The organism is Polaromonas sp. P3_A5, from assembly GCF_056403055.1.
Genome location: NZ_JBFUGF010000004.1, coordinates 181,489 through 199,570, shown reverse-complemented (window position 1 = coordinate 199,570; position 18,082 = coordinate 181,489). Strand labels below are relative to the sequence as shown.

Sequence of the window (18,082 nt, the reverse complement as noted above, 5' to 3'; positions counted from 1 at the left end):
CAAGGATTCCACCGCTACGTTGACGAGCACCGATGTTGGCGCAACCATCTTCAAGTGGGTGTGTGGCCCCGGATCGACGGGTACCGCAATGCCTACGAAATACCTCCCAGGTTCTTGCCGGGGCTAAAACCTGATTGCTGCGTAACGCAGCAATTCATGGGTTAACAAGCGGCGCGTCTTTGACGCGCCGCTTTTATTTGGGCAAAAGTTGTCCGATGGAGTCCGACAGTTGATTTCTGAAACTTCAGTGCGAGTCAGGCTATTTGCATGGTTGTCTGTGTTGGCATTCCTTGCGTATCTGTTGCCGAATCATTACTCTCCCTGGCTCTCTGCGCATCAGGAATCGGCGATGGCGGTGGCTTTTTTGCCTCTGGTTATGTGGGTGGCCTTTTACAGAACAGTGAATGTGCCAATACTGGCGGTGGCCGCTTGGGCCCTGGCAGTAGTTCCATTTTTTCAATTGGGTACGGGGCTGATTGTTTATCGGAGTGATGCCCTGATGGCGTTCCTCTACCTGTCTGGGTTCGGGCTGGTCGTTTTGACGGGTTTTCGCTACGCAAGGTCGAGCGATAAAGATTTAATCGACCTCACCCGCATTACGGCGTTGTGGGTCGCCATTCTGCTGGCTGGAATTGTTTCCATGGGAATTGCATTTCACCAGTGGCTGGACCTTCGGTTGCTGGGACTCTTTTTGATCGAACTCCCCCCGAATGCCCGTGTTTACGCGAATTTGGCGCAACCTAACCATTTCGCAACGCTCCTGCTCCTCAGCCTTACAGGGCTTCTGTTTCTATTCGAAGCCGGGAAAATTCGCCCATCTATAGGTCTGATAGCTGCTTTCCTGCTGGCATTTGGGCTTGTCATGACTGGCTCTCGCTCCGTGTTATTGGCGTGGTGCTGGTTTCTGCTTCTGTTCATAACGCTACGACGACGATGTCAATTGCGCGTCAAGTGGGAGGGCATTGCTGCGGTCGCTTCGTTTTACCTGGTTATCTCTTTGATGTGGTCTTCGATTAACGAATGGCTACTGCTAGGCGATGGAGTGACCAGTGCGGTGGATCGGCTTAACCCCGGCGTAAGAACCATTTACTGGGAGTCCATGCTGAAAGCAATTTCTCTGGCGCCATGGCAGGGGTATGGTTGGGGGCAGATACCTGCGGCGCAACAAGCTACCGCATTGGCCTATCCGCCAACACACACCTTTTTTGAGAGCTCTCACAATCTTTTTCTTGACTTGATATTGTGGAATGGACTACCTATAGGGCTCGCTGTTGTGCTGTTGCTCTCGGGCTGGTTTTTTTTGCAATATCGCAAAGTTCATGACGCCTTGTCTTGGTGTCTTTTGCTCGGTGTGGGTTTTGTGTTCAGTCACGCCATGGTTGAATTGCCCTTGAACTACGCTTACTTTCTGTTTCCTGTCGGCTTTTGGATGGGAGTTTTGAATGCTAACTCCGGTTGGGTCCTGCGTGATTGGCGCCCGTGGGCTGCCAAGCGGATAGTACGTCCGGCATTGATTTCTATCGTTATCGCGACGGCGGTCCTCTTTATTCTTGTTTTAAGGGAATATCCGGCATTTGAAGAGGACTGGCAAAACATGCGCTATGAGGAAGCGCGCATTGGGAACAATGTATCCCCGCCGGCACGGGCGCTATTGTTAAACCAACTGGAGGAATTACTCCGCTTTACGCGAACCCAGGCTAGCCCCGGTATGACAGCAGAGCAGTTGAACTGGATGCGAGAAGTATCAAGGCGATATGCATATTCCTCCGCATTGTTTCGCTATGCTACGGCTGCGGGTTTGAATGGAGATAAAGTGGAAGCAAAACGTGCGCTGCAACTTCTTTGCAGCCTGCATCCGGTTGCAACATGTTCTGAGGCAAGAATGTCGTGGACGGAGCTATCCAAAAGTAAATGGCCACAACTTTCGGATATCCAGTTTCCTGCGATGCCCCCGGAAAAATGAATTTACCATCAGCTGTACCAGTTAAAAAAACAACGAGATATGCCAGAGAAGCTGACCTATCCAGTGCAAGTGAACGCGTGCTATAGAGCTAAATCGCCTGTGATGGATTGCGACAGGTGATGGTGACAGGAAAAGGGAAGCTTCTTGCTGGCACATGGAAGGGGCTCGTTACCTTACTCATCACGTTGCCCTGGCTTAATCCAATCGCGGGAGGGCCCTCCCCCAATGTTGTTCCGTTGCTGATGAGTCTCGCCGCTGGTGCTGGCCTGATGTTTCTTCACTCCTTCTTGCCGAATATATATAAGGATAAGGCGACGAGCGAGGCTCCGTTTTGCGGGTACTGGACAGCCCCGGTTTCCCTGGCATGGCTTCTGGCGGGGACGATCAGCAGCATCTTTGCCTTGTTGCAATACTCCGGGCATGCCGATGCCCTCGCCCCCTGGGTGGCCAATGCCGGACTGGGTGAGGCCTTCGCAAACTTGCGCCAGCGCAATCAATTTGCCACCCTTAGCAATATTTCCCTGGCTGCCGTGATTTGGTGGGTGACGAAGGATACGGGGCCCCGTGGCCCCGCTGTGAAGGCCTACAGCTGGCGGTTACTTGCACTTGTCTCGGCTGCGGGAGTACTTGCGTTGGGAAATGCCGCTTCTTCCTCCCGCACGGGAATGGTTCAGCTATTTTTCGTAGCTGGATTGTGGTGGTACTGGGGGGCGATGCGACTACCCCGCGTTCGCCGGCTGCTATGGGTATCAGTGGCTGTGTACGTGTTGGGCATACTCTTCCTCCCATGGATGGCCGGGCTGGATCCCTTGTTGTACGGGGCGGCAGCCCGATTTCTGGCCGGCGATGAACTCTGCGTTAGCCGCTGGACGCTCTGGTCGAACGTGTTGAATCTGATTGCCCAAAAACCGTGGTTTGGCTGGGGATGGGGTGAACTGGATTACGCGCATTACATCACCCTTTACAACGGTCCCCGGTTCTGTCAAATACTCGACAACGCGCACAACTTACCTCTGCAACTGGCTGTTGAGCTAGGGCTTCCCGCGTCGCTATTCGTTTGCGGTGCCTTTGCGTATTGGACAATCCGCCGTGCACCATGGCGCGAAACTAATCCGACACGCCAGCTCGCATGGACCGTGCTTCTAGTGATTCTGCTCCACAGCATGCTCGAATATCCGCTATGGTATGGCCCATTTCAGATGGCTTTCTGTCTTTGCATCGCAATGCTCTGGAGGCGGGAGAATGCGGCCCCGATGGCGGCGAATCTGCCAAAACCTGTATTAGCCCGCCGTGTATCGGTCATAGGCATGCCTTTGCTGGGAGGTGCTCTGGCAATAGCCGTTGTCTATGCTGCGTGGGACTATCGCCGCGTCAGCCAGATCTATCTTCCCGTGGACGAACGATCTGCCGTCTATCGCAGCGACACGCTTGCCAAAATTGAGGGCTCGTGGCTATTCGCCGATCAAGTGCGCTTTGCCCAGATATCTCTCACGCCTCTGACTCCGGCAAACGCCCAATGGACATTTAATACCGCAAGCGCATTGCTGCATTATTCGCCGGAGCCACGAGTTATCGAAAAGCTCATTGAAAGTGCAGTGATGCTCGGCTCTGATGATGTAGCTGTCGAGCATCTGGCGCGTTACAAGGCCGCTTTCCCGACGGAATACGCACAATGGACGCGGCAAAACAGCAAATTTGTACCGGGGCAGGCGCCACCGACGGGAGCGGCGGCCGCCAGATGAGGACGGTACTACAAGGGCTCGTGGACGAAACTGCCTGATTTACCGCCGTGTTTCTCAAGCACATGCACGTCGGTGATGGTCATGCTTCGATCTACGGCCTTGCACATGTCATAGATCGTCAAGAGAGAAATTTGCACCGCAGTCAGTGCTTCCATTTCGACGCCCGTTGGACCAACGGTCTCTACTGTTGCGGAACAGGCGATGCAGGAGACTTTCTCATCCGGGGTGAATTTGATGGTTACCCGTGTCAAAGCCAAAGGATGACATAGCGGTATCAGGTCGCTGGTTCTTTTGGCCGCCATGATCCCGGCGACGCGAGCAATGCCCAGCACATCCCCTTTTTTTGCGCTACCGGCAAGGATGATGGACAGCGTCGCTGAATTCATTACTATACGGCCCTGCGCGATGGCCACACGGTGCGTGGCAGTTTTGCCGGATACATCCACCATATGGGCCTGGCCCTGAGCGTCAAAATGAGTGAGTGTTGGGTCGGACATCTTGCGGCAAGAACCTTTACATGTATCCATCATCATAAGACCATGTTCAAAAATCCAAAGTTTTGGAGGAGCCGGCTTAAGGCTTCCGGTATTCATCTAGGTGTTAGCCTGGCAATAGCCTTGTGCGCGGCTTTGCTGGTTTTTATCATTTGGTATCCCTATCCCTATCGCGAGATATCCGGGGGGCGCGAGCTCTTCCTGTTGGTCATTGTGGTGGATGTGATCATGGGCCCGCTGATGACCCTTGCCGTGTTCAACACCGCCAAGCCGCGTAAGGAGTTGTGTCTGGATTTGTGTGTGATCGGGCTGTTGCAGTTGGCCGCGCTTGCTTACGGTCTCTGGACGGTTGCAGTGGCCCGTCCCGTGCATCTGGTTTTTGAATTCGACCGTTTTCGGGTGGTTCATGCCATTGAAGTTGACCCGGGGCTTCTTTCTCTTGCGCCTGAAGGGCTGCGGCAACTGCCGTTGACCGGGCCGACACTGTTGTCAGTGCGGGAGTTCAAGGACGCCAAGGAAAGTTTCGACGCAACCATGGCGGCGCTGGACGGCGCGCCTCTGGGTGCTCGTCCCGATCTATGGCAAAACTATGAAATGGCCAAGCCCCAGATCCTGAGACAGGCCAAGCCTCTTGCAGAACTCAAAACCCGTTTTCCTGCGGACATTGTTGGTATCGATAACGCATTGGCATCAGCGTTGGCATCGGGTCGCAAGATTAGCGATATTGGCTATATTCCAATGATCGGGCGCAAGACTTTTTGGACTGTCCTCATCGATACCAAAACCGCAGAGGTAATTGCATTTGTACCCATTGACTCCTTCTAGGCGAACTGTGTCCGTGAAGCCGCGTCCGGCCCTGAACCGCCTTGCTCTGGCCTGCATTGTTTTCATGGCTTTGGGCGGTTCCTCGCTGGCTCAGGCGCCCGTCGGTACGACCGGAGGCTCAACGGGTTCATTGCCATCGCTGGGTGAAACTTCCGACCTCGCAGCGGCAGCAGAGCGCCGTATTGGAGACCGCATCGCCGTCAGCATCTACCGCGACCCTGACTACATTGATGATCCGGTGCTCGGCGATTACCTCCAGAGTATCTGGTTGCCGCTGGTAGCCGCCGCAAGGACCCGGGGCGAGCTCAATGCCGAACTTGAAGAGCGTTTTGCCTGGCAGGTTTTTCTGATCCGGGACCGCAGCATCAATGCCTTTGCATTGCCCGGGGGCTACTTTGGCGTACACCTGGGCCTGCTGGCCGCGGTGAGCAGTTCCGATGAGGTGGCCGCAGTGATGGGCCATGAACTCAGCCATGTGACCCAGCGGCACATTGCGCGCATGCTGACGCAACAGTCGCGCCAGACCCCCTGGATGATTGCCGCCATGATTCTTGGCGTGCTGGCTGCCGGGAAGAGCAGCAATGCCGGCAGCGCCGCCGTGGTCGGCGGGCAGGCGGTCGCGATGCAGAACCAGCTCAACTTTTCCAGGGACATGGAGCGGGAGGCCGACCGCGTGGGTTTCGGGGTCATGACCGATGCGGGTTTTGAAAGCCGCGGTGTTTCGGCCATGTTCGAAAAGCTGCAGCAGGCCTCGCGCCTGAACGACAACGGCTCCTTTCCCTATTTGAGATCCCATCCGTTGACGACCGAGCGAATTGCCGAAGCGCGGGCGCGCGTGCAACTGTCTTCAACGGACGCGGCAAAACCCTCGCGCGAAAAAGAAACCGAGGCCGGCAGAGCCCGCGTGTTACACGCCATGATGGCATCGCGGGCGCGTATCCTGGCAGCCCCGGGGGTTGATGTTCTGCGCTCCATGGTGGCGGAGGCCCAGCGCCAGACAGGCCCTGTTGCCGCACTGCAACCGCTTCCCACGGCCGACAATGTGCGTGATGCTGGAGTTGTGTATGGTGGCGCTTTTGCGGCGGCCCGGCTGCGCGATTTCACCACGGCGAAAAGCTTGCTGGAACGGTTGAAACCGCTTGCTGTGGGTGCGCCGCATGCCGCCAATGCGGTGGATCTGCTGGCCGTTGAAATTGACTTGATGGCCGGCTTGGTTCCCCCGACAGCGGCATCTGCCGACATTTCCAGGGCGACATCTCGCGCTGAGGTACTGCTGCAGTCCCAGTCGTTGATGGCCGCGAACCGTGCGCAGGACGTTTCGGGCCGGCTACAAAGCTGGGTGACGCTGCATCCCAAGGACGCGATGGCCTGGCAGCTGCTTGCGGTCGCGTACGGCAAGCAAAACAAGCAGGTTCAGGCGATTCGCGCTGATGCGGAAAGCCGCGCCGCCCAGCTGGACTACCCGGCGGCGCTGGACCGCTTCAAGGCGGCGCAGGGCTTGATGCGCAGCAACCCCGGCAACGCAGATTACGTGGAGGGTTCGATCATCGACACACGAACCCGTCAGACCGAACTACTTGTTAAAGAGCAGGCGCTCCAGGACAAAGTCGATCGCTAGCTGCAGCACCGAATAAATCAGTGAGCCTATCAGCGCTGCGGCAAAACCCGTGACGTTCAGACTGCTGATCAGGCTGGCCGCGGCCCAGAACATCAGCGCGTTGATGACAAACAGGAACAAGCCCAGCGTCACCAGCGTGACGGGCAGCGTCAGCAGAACCAGGATCGGGCGCACCACCATGTTGAGCGCACCGAGCACTGCCGCGGCAATCAGCGCGCCGGTGAAGCTGGTCACCACGACCCCGGGGTAGAGATAGGCAACGGCCAGCAAGGCCGCTGCGCTTAAAAGCCATTTGAGGATAAGTTTCATGGGCAAAGAATACCACCGGCCTGCCCGATTCGGCCCCCATCCCTCTGGCAAGCAGAAGCCGCGTGCCCGGGGTTGTACACGGTCTTTTGTGTCCGTGTGCAACCCGATTCAGCGGATCAAGCCGGGGAGGTGGCCCTCCCGACTTCAGCACGAAGTGAAAGCCGTCAGTCGCTTGCGACCAGCAGCCCGGCACCTGCCAGTGCCGTGGCATAACCCAGGATGCCGTGGCTTTCCTGGGCCTGCGTTGCCGTGACCGGTTGCATGTCCTGGCCGAATTTCGGCCGCCGGGCATCCAGCACGCGTGCAACGCCATACTGCTTGATGAGGCCCTCGGTCTGGGTGATCAGGGTGGCCTGCGCCAGCTGGGTCAACACGGTGTTGCCTTCTTTTTGAAGAAGAGGCGTCAACTGTGCGAACACCTTTTCGGCCCACTTGCCGCGCCAGCTTTCCCGCGCACTGTGTGTTACCCATTTGCTGACGCGGTGCGTCACGCGGGGTGCGCAGCCGACCACGATCCAGCGAGTAGGGCTGTGGGCCTCGCCGGCCGGCAGCATGGGTTGCAGCATCTGCAGGGCATATGCGGCATCGTCAATGTACACAATGATGTTGTCCATAAAGTTCTCCTTGAGTTGTCGTCGTTTTAGAAGCTTGCTGGCTGAAAGAGGGGCATACGCCCCCCACGGGTTGCTGGTTTCAATGTGGAATCAGGTCGGCATCCTGCGCGGACCGTGAGCGTCGTGTGGCCCACCACCCTGCGCCCAGCACGCCCGCCACCGCAAGGGCGTAGGTTGCCCACTGCGCTGCAAGGTGCAGGGTTTCAGCCGAAGGCATGGTGCCCGGGCCGCCGTAGATCGGGTCGAGCAGCTGCTCGCTCACAATCATCTTCGCGGCGGTAAAGGCCAGAACGGCGGCGCCGATATTGATGATGATGGGGAAACGCTCCACCAGCTTGAGCACCATGGTGCTGCCAAACACCACGATCGGGATGCTGACCAGCAGGCCGATGACCACCAGGTCAAACGAGCCGTGCGCAGCACCGGCCACGCCCAGCACGTTGTCGATGCCCATCAGGGCGTCGGCCACCACGATGGTTTTCATGGCGCCCCAGAAGGTGTGGGCAACCGGGCCGTCGTGCTCCTTGTCGCCCTGGTCGGCCAGCAGCTTGTAGGCAATCCACAGCAGCCCCAGGCCGCCCACCAGCATCAGGCCGGGAATTTTCAGCAGCCACACTACGCCAACCGTCATGGCAGAGCGGACCACAATGGCGCCGACCGTACCCCAGACGATGGCTTTTTTCTGCAGGTGGGATGGCAGGTTGCGCGCGGCCAGTGCGATCACGATGGCGTTGTCGCCGGCGAGCACCAGGTCAATGAGGATGATCGCCAGCAGGGCGGACCACCAGGGGGTAGTAAATAGTTCCACGTCACACTCCATGTCAAGTTTCGACTTGGAAATCCGCGCGACGGCGCACGACGGATTCCCGGCTTCGTGAAACCGGAACGGGTGTGATGGGTGGCTGGGGTCGGCGCCAATGGACGCCGCAGATACCTCGATCAAACCTGTTCAGGTTTCAATCGAAGGTCTGGCTCGACATGCAGTGTCGCTGCATGCCCAACAAGCCGGAAGTGTCAACTTCGTAATGACGACTTGTTGTTAGCGATTTTGCTGTGGTGTCTGTTTTCGTATATTGCAGCAAAACGAGGGAGTTACTCCCCTTCGTCTGGGTATTTGACAATAAAAAAAGATTTTTTGCAACCCGGTCTTTGCCGCGCAGCGGCGCGATGCGGGGACATGCCCCAATTTCCCCCATAGGCGGCTGGCCCGCCCGTCTGGCCGATAATGAACGGCCCGGCGCTGCCTCTTTGCTTCCTCGCCTTGCTTCGCCTCCTTGCGCTCGCTCCATCCGCTCAGCGGCAGCCCCTTAGACCCACCGTTCCATGCCCGGCATCCACATCACCGATATTGAAGCCGCCATCAATTACTGGCGTGACAAAAAACCTTCGCCCGACGGGGTGACGCTGGCGCCCGAGTTGCGTGCGCTCGCCGAGGTCTACGCGCTCCTGGTTTTTTACCATGAGGACGAGGCCGACGAAAAAAGCTTTCCGCCCAAGGCACTGGCGGCGTGGCGGACCTGGTATGACACAACCGCCGACACGCCCTGCATTGCCATTTGTTCAACCAGCCAGGGAGATGCCCTGTGCAAGGGTTGCGGCCGCACGTTTGACGAAGTACAGCACTGGCCCGAGATGACGCCCGCCGAGAAACGCGGTACCTGGCGGCGCATCACGCAGGAAGCAACTGCCTGGCGGTTTGGCCGCTACGCTGACCGCGCCCTTGAAAACAAGGACAAGGACGCACAGAAAGATGCCACCGCGGAGGCGCCGGCTGCCGCGCCAAAAAAATAAGCCTTTTTGGCTCCTGGCCCATACACGGCAAGCGCAAGCAGCTATGAATTTGATAGTGATCCCGCTACACTGACGGCATGCTCCGACTGACGCGCGCCCCTAATATCGCCATCGCCGCGCTGTGGGTCGACGTGTTGCAGCAGGCCGGTATTGCCGCCAGTGTGCAGCGCTATTTTTTGGGCAGCGTCGCCGGGGAGCTTCCACCCGACCAATGCCAGCCCGAAGTCTGGCTCACCCACCACGAAGAAGAACCCCGCGCGCGCGAGTTGCTCGACCACCTGCAAAATATGCCGCAGCGGCGCTGGCTGTGCGTCTGCGGTGAAGTCGTTGAAGGTGGCTTTGAGCAGTGCTGGAATTGTGGATTAGCCCCCACGGTGGGGTAAGTACCCCCACGCTCCCCCACTTCGTGTGGGTCGCTGCCCCCGGAGGGGGCCGCCCGCCTGTGGCCCGGCAAAGCCGAGAAATTGGCACACCCCTATCGGGCTCACTGCGTGTAGCCCTTTTCCCCTTGCAGGGGACGGCGCCTGCGGCCCGGCAAAGCCGGTTCCGCGGCCCCTGCTTGCTCGAAGAGTTCTGTGGGCACAACCAGTGGTGCCGCGGGACTGGCTTTGCCAGACCGCAGGCGCCGCCCCCTTGCAAGGGGGGAACAGGCTACACGCAGTGAGCCTGGACGGGGGTTAGACCCTCTTGGCCAGTTCGGCAGCCATGCCGACATAGCTGCCGGGCGTCATCTTCAGCAGGCGTTCCTTCTCCGCTGCAGGAATTTCCAGCGAACGGATCAACGCGTGCAGGTCTTCGGCCTTCACGGTTTTGCCGCGCGTGACTTCCTTCAACTTCTCGTAAGCGCCCTGCACGCCGTAACGGCGCATCACCGTCTGGATCGGTTCGGCCAGCACTTCCCAGGAGGCGTTCAGGTCGTCGCCCAGCGCTTCGCGGTTGAGTTCGAGCTTGTTCAGCCCCACACCCATTGAGTTGTAGGCCAGCACGGCGTAGCCCAGCGCCACGCCCATGTTGCGCAGCACGGTCGAGTCGGTCAGGTCGCGCTGCCAGCGGGAAATCGGCAGCTTTTCGCTCAGGTGGCGCAGCAACGCGTTGGCCAGGCCCAGGTTGCCCTCGGCGTTTTCGAAGTCAATCGGGTTGACCTTGTGCGGCATGGTCGAGGAACCGATCTCGCCGTCTTTCAGGCGCTGCTTGAAGTAGCCCACGCTCACGTAGCCCCAGATGTCGCGGGCCAGGTCGATCAGGATGGTGTTGGTGCGGGCTACCGCGTCAAACAGCTCGGCCATGTAGTCGTGCGGCTCGATCTGGATGCTGTAGGGCTGGAAGGTCAGGCCCAGGCCCAGTGGTTCCGGCGTTTCGATCACGTTGCGGCTGAAGGCCTCCCAGTCGAAGTCGGGCCAGGCCGAGAGATGCGCGTTGTAGTTGCCCACCGCGCCGTTCATCTTGGCCATCAGCTTGATGCCGGCGATCTTGTCACGCGCATTGGCCAGGCGCACCACCACGTTGGCGATTTCCTTGCCGACCGTGGTCGGGCTGGCCGTCTGGCCGTGCGTGCGGCTCAGCATGGGTTCTTCGGCATAGATGTGGGCCATTTCGCGCAGCTGCGCAATGACCTTGTCCAGCGCCGGCAACACCACCAGGTCGCGGCTGCTTTTAAGCTGCAGCGCGTGGCTGGTGTTGTTGATGTCTTCGCTGGTGCAGGCAAAGTGCACAAATTCGCTGGCGCCCTGCAGCTCCGGCCGGGCTTCGAATTTCGACTTGATCCAGTACTCGACGGCTTTCACGTCATGGTTGGTGGTTTTTTCGATTTCCTTGATGGCCGACGCATCGGCCTCCGAGAAGTTTTTGACCAGACCCAGCAAATAAGTGCGGGCGCCCGGGCTCAGCGGCTTGAATTCGGCGAATTTGGCATCGGAAAGCGCGATGAACCACGCCACTTCGACCTGAACGCGGCGGTGCATATAGCCCTGTTCGGACATCAGGGGACGTAACTGGTTCAGTTTGTTCGCATAGCGGCCGTCCAGCGGGGACAGGGCGTTGATCGTGGAAAAGGGGGGAGAAGAGCTCATGGCCCAATTGTAGGCCGGGTGCCTGCCGCGCCGGCCGTGCCGGGAGCCGCTGCCGCGAGCCCGAAAAGATGTGCATATTTGCGAATCTTCTTGCCCGGCGCGTTACACCCCCGTCAGCCCGGCTGCCGGCTTACTCGATAGAATGCTCTTCCCCCGGACCACGATCTCACACCATCATGAAACTCATCGGATCCGCTACCAGCCCCTATGTGCGCAAAGTGCGCATAGTGATGGCCGAGAAAAAGCTCGACTACCAGTTTGTCCTGGAAGATGTCTGGGCAGCCAACACCACCATCCAGGCCTCCAACCCGCTCGGCAAGGTGCCCTGCCTGGTCATGGAAGGCGGCGAAGCCGTATTTGATTCCCGCGTGATCGTCGAATACCTCGACACCCTGTCACCTGTCGGCAAGCTCATCCCCAGCCAGGGCCGCGAGCGCGCTGAAGTCAAAACCTGGGAAGCCCTGGCCGACGGCCTGATCGACGCCGCCATCCTGGCGCGCCTCGAAGCCACCTGGGCCGGCCGCAGCGTCAAGCAACGCAGCGACGCCTGGATCGACCGCCAGATGGGCAAGATCGAAGCCACCCTCAAGGCCATGAGCACCGGCCTGGGCGACAAGTCGTTCTGCAGCGGCATTCACTTCAGCCTGTCCGACGTCGCGGTCGGCTGCGCGCTCGGCTACCTCGACCTGCGGTTTGCGCAAATCAACTGGCGTGAGATGTATCCGAACCTGACCAAGCTGCAGGACAAGCTGATGCAACGGCCCAGCTTTGCGGAAAGCATTCCGCCGGGCTGATGCGGTGCTGAATGGTGGAGGCGACAACATTTCTCGCTGACGCCAAATCACCAAATCGCATACAAACTCCAGACGCCGCCGGATATTGCTATGTATTTAATAGCTGCTTGCGCCCATCTTTATTGGGCCCTGGCTACTATTGGCGTTTGAAAGCAGTTCAAAAACAGGCTCAAGGCCTCTTTCAACGCCTCTTGGGCGGTCCTTTTCAGGTGTTTTGAGGTCGAGACAGCCTGATTTCAGGCATAAAAATGGCTCCTGACCCAATCAGAACAAGCGCAAGCAGCTATCAAAATAATAGCTCTTGCGGGGGCTTCACGGGTTTCACGCTCATCACGGTGAAAGTCCACCAGGCCATCGGCGGTGAACTTCAGGCGGGCGCAACGCATGCGTTGGCCCTGGCCCGGCAAGGGGGCCGGAATATAAAAATGCTGCGAAGCGCCCCGGCGCGAACGAGGGAGGGAGGGAGGAGGAGGAGCGCCCCGGGATTGCAGCTGAACCTGGACGGCTCAGAAGGCTTCGCAACAATGAAACTGTTCTCTTGCCAGCGCTACCGGTGAAGGCAAATCGCGCTTGCAGAAGTATGAGAGCACAAGTGCGGGGTAGTTCCCGCAAATAAAAGATCCCTCAGGTAAATTTTTGTTAACGGGCCGCGGGCTTGATGGCCAGCTGTTTTTCGATTTCTTTGACCAGCGCGCCGCCGGCCGGGTCAGCCATGGAGTTGAAGCTGGTGACGCCGACACCATCGCGTGCAATGACGTATTTGTAAAAATTCCAGCGCGGTGTGGTGCCTGTTGTGGCCGCCAGCTTCTGGAACAGGGGGTTGGCGTCCTTCCCGGTCACGCTGGTCTTGGTGAACATGGGGAACTTCACGCCGAAGGTGTTTTCGCAGAAGTCCGCGATCTCCTTGTTGCTGCCCGTTTCCTGCGAAAAATCATTGGACGGAAAACCCAGCACCACCAGGCCCTGGTCCTTGTATTTGGCATAGAGCGCTTCAAGCCCCTGGTACTGCGGGGTAAAGCCGCAAAAGCTGGCGGTGTTGACCACGACCACCACTTTTCCACTGTATTGGCAAAGCGTCTGGGGCTTTTCATCCTGCAGCCGAAAAAACATCTGCTGCAGCAGCGCGGGGCAGGTTGCCGGTGCGGAGCCGGCGGGCGCTACGGCAGGTGCCGGTGGCGCTGCCAGCGCGCCGCGGGAGGCCAGCAGCGCAGGGGCAGCCAGCATGATCAGCAAAAGGAACTGGGCCGCCTGACGAGGGGCGCAAAAAGAGGCAGTGGCAGTCATTGGCTAAACTCGCGGGCTGGTGATCGGGCCGATTCAGGTTTATTTGGCGCTGTCATACATGTTTCACAACATGCCCTGACGATACGCCCGTATCGCGGTGAATGGATTCAGCGGGAATTCAGCCCCGGACTATCCGGGGTCTGCATGGCTTTATTTGGCACAATGCAATCCGAAAAAGAGCACTTGTGTGGTCCAACACGCCGGAATGGGGTCCGAATTACCCTGATTTGCCGGTAAATAGCGCATAAGTCGCCCGTTGTCACATTAGCCGCCTAAAATCGTTACAAGTACCCAGGATGCTCCCGCAGGACATCCGAGGCAGATATATCTGCATATCCCTTGCGAAGGAGTTCTCATGCTTTATCCCGAACTGTTCAAACAACTTGAATCCGTCCGCTGGGACATGGACAAGGACATTCCATGGGCAAGTTTTGACGCGTCCAAGCTGACCGACGAGCAGGCCCAGACCATCAAGATGAATGCCATCACGGAATGGTCTGCGCTGCCCGCCACGGAAATGTTCCTGCGCGACAACAAGGACGACAGCGATTTCTCGGCCTTCATGTCCATCTGGTTCTTTGAAGAGCAAAAACACTCGCTGGTGTTGATGGAATACCTCAAGCGCTTCCGCCCGGACCTCGCTCCCACGGAAAAAGAATTGCACGAAGTGCGTTTCGAGTTCGAACCCGCACCCGCGCTGGAAACGCTGATGCTGCATTTCTGCGGCGAGATCCGCCTGAACCACTGGTACCGCCGCGCCAGCGAATGGCATACCGAACCCGTCATCAAGCAGATCTATACCCAGCTGAGCCAGGACGAAGCCCGCCATGGTGGCGCTTACCTGCGCTACATGAAGCGCGCCATCAACAACTTCGGCAATGAAGCCAAGTCCGCCTTCACCAAGGTGGGCGTGCTGATGGCCAGCGCACGGCGTACCGCCCAGGCGCTGCACCCGACCAACCTGCATGTGAACAAAAGCCTCTTTCCGCGCGACACCATCCAGAGCCGCCTGCCCAACCCCGAGTGGCTGGAGCACTGGCTCGACACGCAGATCAAGTTTGACGCGGTGTGGGAGGGCAAGGTGGTCGAACGCATCCTGCACAACCTGAGCCTGCTGTTGAACCAGAGCTTCAAGACCGTGCAGGAACTGAACCGCTACCGCAAGGAAGTCGCCAAGGAACTGGCGGAGTCCATCGCCGCCAAGCCGGCACCTGCCGGCGCCTGATGCACGACGTCCGCTGGCCGGGTGCCTCGGGCGGCAGAAGCCGGGTGGTGGTCCAGGCCTTCCGTTAAAGTGGCGGGATGCCCAGCGAGCCCCCTACCCCCTCCTCTACCCACTTCCTGCAAAAAATAGTCCCCCGCGAAGAAGCGCGGCAGCGGCTTGCTTCAATGCCGCATCCCGTTGTCTTTACCAATGGGGTGTTTGATGTCTTGCACCGCGGGCATGTCACCTACCTGGCCGACGCACGCGCGCTGGGCGCAAGCCTGGTGGTGGCGCTGAACACCGATGCCTCGGCGCGGCGGCTGGGCAAGGGCCCTGACCGGCCGCTCAACAACGAACACGACCGCGCCGCCATGATGGCTGCGCTGGAGTCGGTGAGCCTGGTCACCTGGTTTGACGAAGACACGCCGCTTGAACTGATCCGTGAGCTCCAGCCGGATCTGCTGGTGAAGGGCGGAGACTACGACATGGACAAACTGGCAGAGACCGCGGTGGTCAAGGCGTATGGCGGCAGTGCCCGGGCGATCCCGTTTGTGGATGGCTATTCGACGACGGCCCTGGTGAAAAAAATCCGCGCCACGCGCTGATCCGCTGATATCAGCCGGTATCTGGGAGAGCCCGGCCGGCTCTTCTTCGGAGGGTGATGATCGCCCTCAGGCGGACTTCGCCACCAGCACGGCGTTGGAGCCGCCAAAGGCAAACGAGTTGGACATCACCGCGCGCAGGCCGTTCGCATCGCGCGCTTCCAGCGGTATGTAGTCCAGGTCACAACGCGGATCGGGGTTCACCAGGAATGCTGTTGGCGGCAGCTGCCCCGCGCGCAGTGCCATCACACTCGCAATGAATTCCATGGCGCCCGCAGCGCCCATGGCGTGGCCGTGCACCCCTTTGCTGGAGCTGATGGGCAGGCGCCCGGCCAGGTCCTTGAAGGCCAGCTTGATGGCGCTGGTTTCGATGACATCACCGACATCGGTGGCGGTTCCGTGGGCATTGAGGTAACCGATGTCGGCGGCCTGCAGTCCCGCGTCTTTCAGCGCCAGCGTCATGGCGAGTGATTGCCCCTGGGCGTCGGGCTGCGTCAGGTGATGGGCGTCGGTGGTGGATGCGTAGCCGCAAAGTTCGGCCAGGATATTGGCGCCGCGCCGTTTGGCGCTTTCCCATTCTTCCAGGACCAGCATGGCGGCGCCTTCGGCCAGCACCAGACCGGAGCGGTCAACCGAAAATGGACGGCACGAGGTTTCGGCGCCTTCGGCATGGGGCTTGGCCAGCGTGTGCATGGCTTGCCAGGCCTTGATGGTGCCGCGGTTCAGCAATGCCTCGGAACCTCCGGCCAGCATGGCGTCGGCATAACCGTGGCGGATCTGCCGGAAAGCTTCGCCAATGGAGGTGGCCGACGATGCGCAGGCATTGGAAACTGTGCTGCTGGGGCCCTTCAACCCGAACTCCATGGACACATGGGCGGCAATGGCGTTGTGCATGGCCAGCACGACCGTCATGGGGCGCAGCCGCGCCACTTTTTGCTCCAGCAATGCCGTGTAAGCCACATCCGTCGATCCTGCGCCGCCGCTGCCTGTGCCCAGCGAGACGCCGAAACGCTCGGGTGCGAAGCCGCCCTCAGGGCCCCATCCAGCCTGCGCCATGGCTTCGCGGCCAGCCACCACTGCGAGCTGGCTGACCCGGTCCATGGTCAGGAGACGGGCGCGAGGGAAATGCTGGTCCGGGTCGAACTGGACGGCGCCGGCCAGCACGCTTTCGCTGCCGGTGGGAAAGCCAATGTCAATGCCCCGGATGCCGGAGCGGGCGGAAAGCAGGGACCCGAAGAATGCGGGAGTGCCGGTTCCAACGGCGGAAACAACGCCAAGACCCGTGATGGCTACGCGACGCATGGGCGGTCTGGCGGGCCCGGCAGGGCTCAGGCGGCAGGCTTGCCTGATGGCAGCAGGGGCTCAATCAGCTGGACCATTTCGGCGAGGGTGCGCGGCGGGCTGGCCTGGTCCGGAATCTGGATGCCAAACTGGTCTTCAATCTGGAACAGAAATTCGATGACGGCGAGGGAGTCAAGACCCAGGCTCTCCAGCGTGGCATCCGGCAGCAGTTTTTCTTCGCTGATGCCAAATGTCTCGGCAAAAAGATTAATCAAATCAGAATTCATCACGAACCAGTAAATATGTAATGCGAACCGCCATTGTCCCACCATCGATATGACGGTCGGCCTCTTCGGGCCTGTAGGGGCATTTTACAAAAGCAGCCGCGTTGTTTTCGTACCTCAGGGCGTGTACATCTGCCTGACGGCGTCCGACAGGCTGAAGGTCCCCAACAATTCACCCAGATAACTAATGGGCGCAGGCGCGACAGCTGCCGCGCCAATTTCCGCCCGCAGGCGCGCATTGCTGAACACCGCATCTGCCGTAAGGAAAGGCAAATACGGCTGCAATGCTTCAAACATCCAGCGTTGGCGGGCAAACTTCGGCGTGGGCACGAAATCCCTGCCGCGCATCACCATCTTGCCGATGCCGGGCATGCTGGCTTTCAATTCTTCGGCCAGCGCTGCGAAGGTCATGGAGTCTTCGCCCGTGGACACGTGGTAGCAATCGTGCCGGAGCTCGTCCTTGAGCAGCATTTCGGCAAAGGCGCCCGCGATGAAATCCACCGGCGCGAAATCGAGTTTGCCCAGGGAATCCAGCGGCACATCACCGAGTTCGGCCATGACCGGGATGGACCACAACATGTTGCGGGCCAGTTTGGCGTCGTCAATCCCGCGCGACAGCACAATGCCCGGGCGCAAACTTACAAAAGGATGGCCTTTGCCGCGCAGCAGTGTTTCGGCATCGCGTTTGGAGCGGATGTAGTCGTTGGCATAGCCGGCAAACGGCATGTCTTCGGTAATGACGCCGCGCGGCTCGGTGGTCACTGCCGCCGTCCCGACAAAAAAACCGCGTTGTGAGGGCCGCAGGTCTTTCAGGATGCCGGAAAAATGCTCGGCGGCCTTGAGATTGATGGGATAAACCCCGGCACCGGGCTTGAACGAGGTACTGGCCGCCGAATGCAGGATGACATCGGCCGATTGGAGAACTGCCGCGCTGAGGCCAAAACCGGGCTCGACCACATCGCCGGCCTCGGCAGACACCATGTCGGCAAATTCGGGCTTCCAGAGGATGCTCTTTTTCAGGCGATCCAGCAGACGGTCACGGGCCTGGTTCGAATCGGCAGCGCGCACCACAGCAGTGCTGTAAACGCCGCGCGCAGCCAAAAGAAGCATTAATTCGCCGCCAATCAGGCCTGTTGCGCCCGAAAGCAGTACGCGTTTTGACATGTTAAGAAATGTAAAGCTGAACCTGCAAGTATAAGCGAGGGGTA

Annotated in this window: 18 protein-coding genes; 9 read left to right on the top strand and 9 right to left on the bottom strand. The window is 59.3% G+C overall.

Annotation, left to right across the window (positions count from 1 at the left end):
* Window positions 1–229: 229 nt before the first annotated feature.
* The gene (locus tag AC1DU8_RS22175; RefSeq protein ID WP_457282447.1) at window positions 230–1,963 is read left to right on the top strand and encodes a PglL family O-oligosaccharyltransferase; all 1,734 of its coding nucleotides are present in this window, start codon (window positions 230–232) and stop codon (window positions 1,961–1,963) included.
* A 119-nt stretch (window positions 1,964–2,082) separates the two neighbouring features.
* Window positions 2,083–3,705: a PglL family O-oligosaccharyltransferase gene (locus tag AC1DU8_RS22170; protein ID WP_457282462.1), complete on the top strand. Its 1,623-nt coding sequence runs from the start codon at window positions 2,083–2,085 to the stop codon at window positions 3,703–3,705.
* Window positions 3,706–3,713: 8 nt separating this feature from the next.
* Here the strand turns inward: AC1DU8_RS22170 and moaC are convergent, their stop codons facing one another.
* A complete protein-coding gene (moaC, locus tag AC1DU8_RS22165; protein WP_477666966.1) occupies window positions 3,714–4,238 on the bottom strand; it encodes a cyclic pyranopterin monophosphate synthase MoaC in 525 nt (174 codons plus the stop codon).
* 6 nt (window positions 4,239–4,244) lie between these two features.
* Here moaC and tfpZ point away from each other — a divergent pair, with 6 nt between their 5' ends.
* Together tfpZ and AC1DU8_RS22155 are read left to right on the top strand one after the other, a co-directional pair.
* On the top strand, window positions 4,245–5,024 hold the full coding sequence (gene tfpZ, locus AC1DU8_RS22160; RefSeq protein ID WP_457282445.1) for a TfpX/TfpZ family type IV pilin accessory protein: 780 nt from the start codon (window positions 4,245–4,247) through the stop codon (window positions 5,022–5,024).
* A gap of 13 nt (window positions 5,025–5,037) precedes the next feature.
* Complete coding sequence (locus AC1DU8_RS22155) at window positions 5,038–6,642, top strand: M48 family metalloprotease (protein WP_477666965.1); 1,605 nt, start codon at window positions 5,038–5,040, stop codon at window positions 6,640–6,642.
* On the opposite strand, the gene AC1DU8_RS22150 is transcribed toward AC1DU8_RS22155, so the two are convergent.
* The 3 genes from AC1DU8_RS22150 to AC1DU8_RS22140 all read right to left on the bottom strand — a co-directional run bounded on the left by AC1DU8_RS22150 (window position 6,598) and on the right by AC1DU8_RS22140 (window position 8,373).
* Window positions 6,598–6,951 carry a phage holin family protein gene (locus AC1DU8_RS22150; protein WP_457282444.1) on the bottom strand — a complete coding sequence of 118 codons (354 nt, stop codon included), beginning with the start codon at window positions 6,949–6,951 and terminating at the stop codon, window positions 6,598–6,600. The two genes, AC1DU8_RS22155 and AC1DU8_RS22150, sit on opposite strands and share 45 nt — an antisense overlap.
* Window positions 6,952–7,115: 164 nt before the next feature.
* Window positions 7,116–7,565: a hypothetical protein gene (locus tag AC1DU8_RS22145; RefSeq protein WP_457282443.1), complete on the bottom strand. Its 450-nt coding sequence runs from the start codon at window positions 7,563–7,565 to the stop codon at window positions 7,116–7,118.
* Between the two features lie 79 nt (window positions 7,566–7,644).
* Complete coding sequence (locus tag AC1DU8_RS22140) at window positions 7,645–8,373, bottom strand: TerC family protein (protein WP_457282442.1); 729 nt, start codon at window positions 8,371–8,373, stop codon at window positions 7,645–7,647.
* Window positions 8,374–8,888: 515 nt separating this feature from the next.
* On the opposite strand from AC1DU8_RS22140, the gene AC1DU8_RS22135 reads away from it, so the two are divergent.
* Together AC1DU8_RS22135 and AC1DU8_RS22130 are read left to right on the top strand one after the other, a co-directional pair.
* The gene (locus AC1DU8_RS22135) at window positions 8,889–9,356 is read left to right on the top strand and encodes a DUF3717 domain-containing protein (protein ID WP_477690234.1); all 468 of its coding nucleotides are present in this window, start codon (window positions 8,889–8,891) and stop codon (window positions 9,354–9,356) included.
* Between the two features lie 77 nt (window positions 9,357–9,433).
* A complete protein-coding gene (locus tag AC1DU8_RS22130) occupies window positions 9,434–9,739 on the top strand; it encodes a DUF2007 domain-containing protein (RefSeq protein WP_457282440.1) in 306 nt (101 codons plus the stop codon).
* A gap of 294 nt (window positions 9,740–10,033) precedes the next feature.
* Here the strand turns inward: AC1DU8_RS22130 and purB are convergent, their stop codons facing one another.
* Window positions 10,034–11,425 carry an adenylosuccinate lyase gene (purB, locus tag AC1DU8_RS22125; RefSeq protein ID WP_457282439.1) on the bottom strand — a complete coding sequence of 464 codons (1,392 nt, stop codon included), beginning with the start codon at window positions 11,423–11,425 and terminating at the stop codon, window positions 10,034–10,036.
* Window positions 11,426–11,601: 176 nt separating this feature from the next.
* On the opposite strand from purB, the gene AC1DU8_RS22120 reads away from it, so the two are divergent.
* Complete coding sequence (locus AC1DU8_RS22120; RefSeq protein WP_457282438.1) at window positions 11,602–12,219, top strand: glutathione S-transferase family protein; 618 nt, start codon at window positions 11,602–11,604, stop codon at window positions 12,217–12,219.
* Between the two features lie 639 nt (window positions 12,220–12,858).
* Here the strand turns inward: AC1DU8_RS22120 and AC1DU8_RS22115 are convergent.
* Complete coding sequence (locus AC1DU8_RS22115; protein WP_477727248.1) at window positions 12,859–13,443, bottom strand: glutathione peroxidase; 585 nt, start codon at window positions 13,441–13,443, stop codon at window positions 12,859–12,861.
* A gap of 415 nt (window positions 13,444–13,858) precedes the next feature.
* Here AC1DU8_RS22115 and AC1DU8_RS22110 point away from each other — a divergent pair, with 415 nt between their 5' ends.
* Window positions 13,859–14,728: a ferritin family protein gene (locus AC1DU8_RS22110; protein WP_457282437.1), complete on the top strand. Its 870-nt coding sequence runs from the start codon at window positions 13,859–13,861 to the stop codon at window positions 14,726–14,728.
* 77 nt (window positions 14,729–14,805) lie between these two features.
* Window positions 14,806–15,312 (top strand): D-glycero-beta-D-manno-heptose 1-phosphate adenylyltransferase, encoded by a 507-nt coding sequence (gene rfaE2 / locus AC1DU8_RS22105; protein ID WP_457282436.1) that lies wholly within the window; start codon window positions 14,806–14,808, stop codon window positions 15,310–15,312.
* Between the two features lie 66 nt (window positions 15,313–15,378).
* On the opposite strand, the gene AC1DU8_RS22100 is transcribed toward rfaE2, so the two are convergent.
* The 3 genes from AC1DU8_RS22100 to AC1DU8_RS22090 form a co-directional block, all read right to left on the bottom strand.
* On the bottom strand, window positions 15,379–16,611 hold the full coding sequence (locus AC1DU8_RS22100) for a beta-ketoacyl-[acyl-carrier-protein] synthase family protein (protein ID WP_457282435.1): 1,233 nt from the start codon (window positions 16,609–16,611) through the stop codon (window positions 15,379–15,381).
* Window positions 16,612–16,637: 26 nt separating this feature from the next.
* Entirely contained in the window at window positions 16,638–16,877 is a 240-nt protein-coding gene (locus tag AC1DU8_RS22095) for an acyl carrier protein (RefSeq protein ID WP_457282434.1), read from the bottom strand.
* A 114-nt stretch (window positions 16,878–16,991) separates the two neighbouring features.
* Window positions 16,992–18,038 (bottom strand): SDR family oxidoreductase, encoded by a 1,047-nt coding sequence (locus AC1DU8_RS22090; RefSeq protein ID WP_477727247.1) that lies wholly within the window; start codon window positions 18,036–18,038, stop codon window positions 16,992–16,994.
* Window positions 18,039–18,082: the final 44 nt, after the last annotated feature.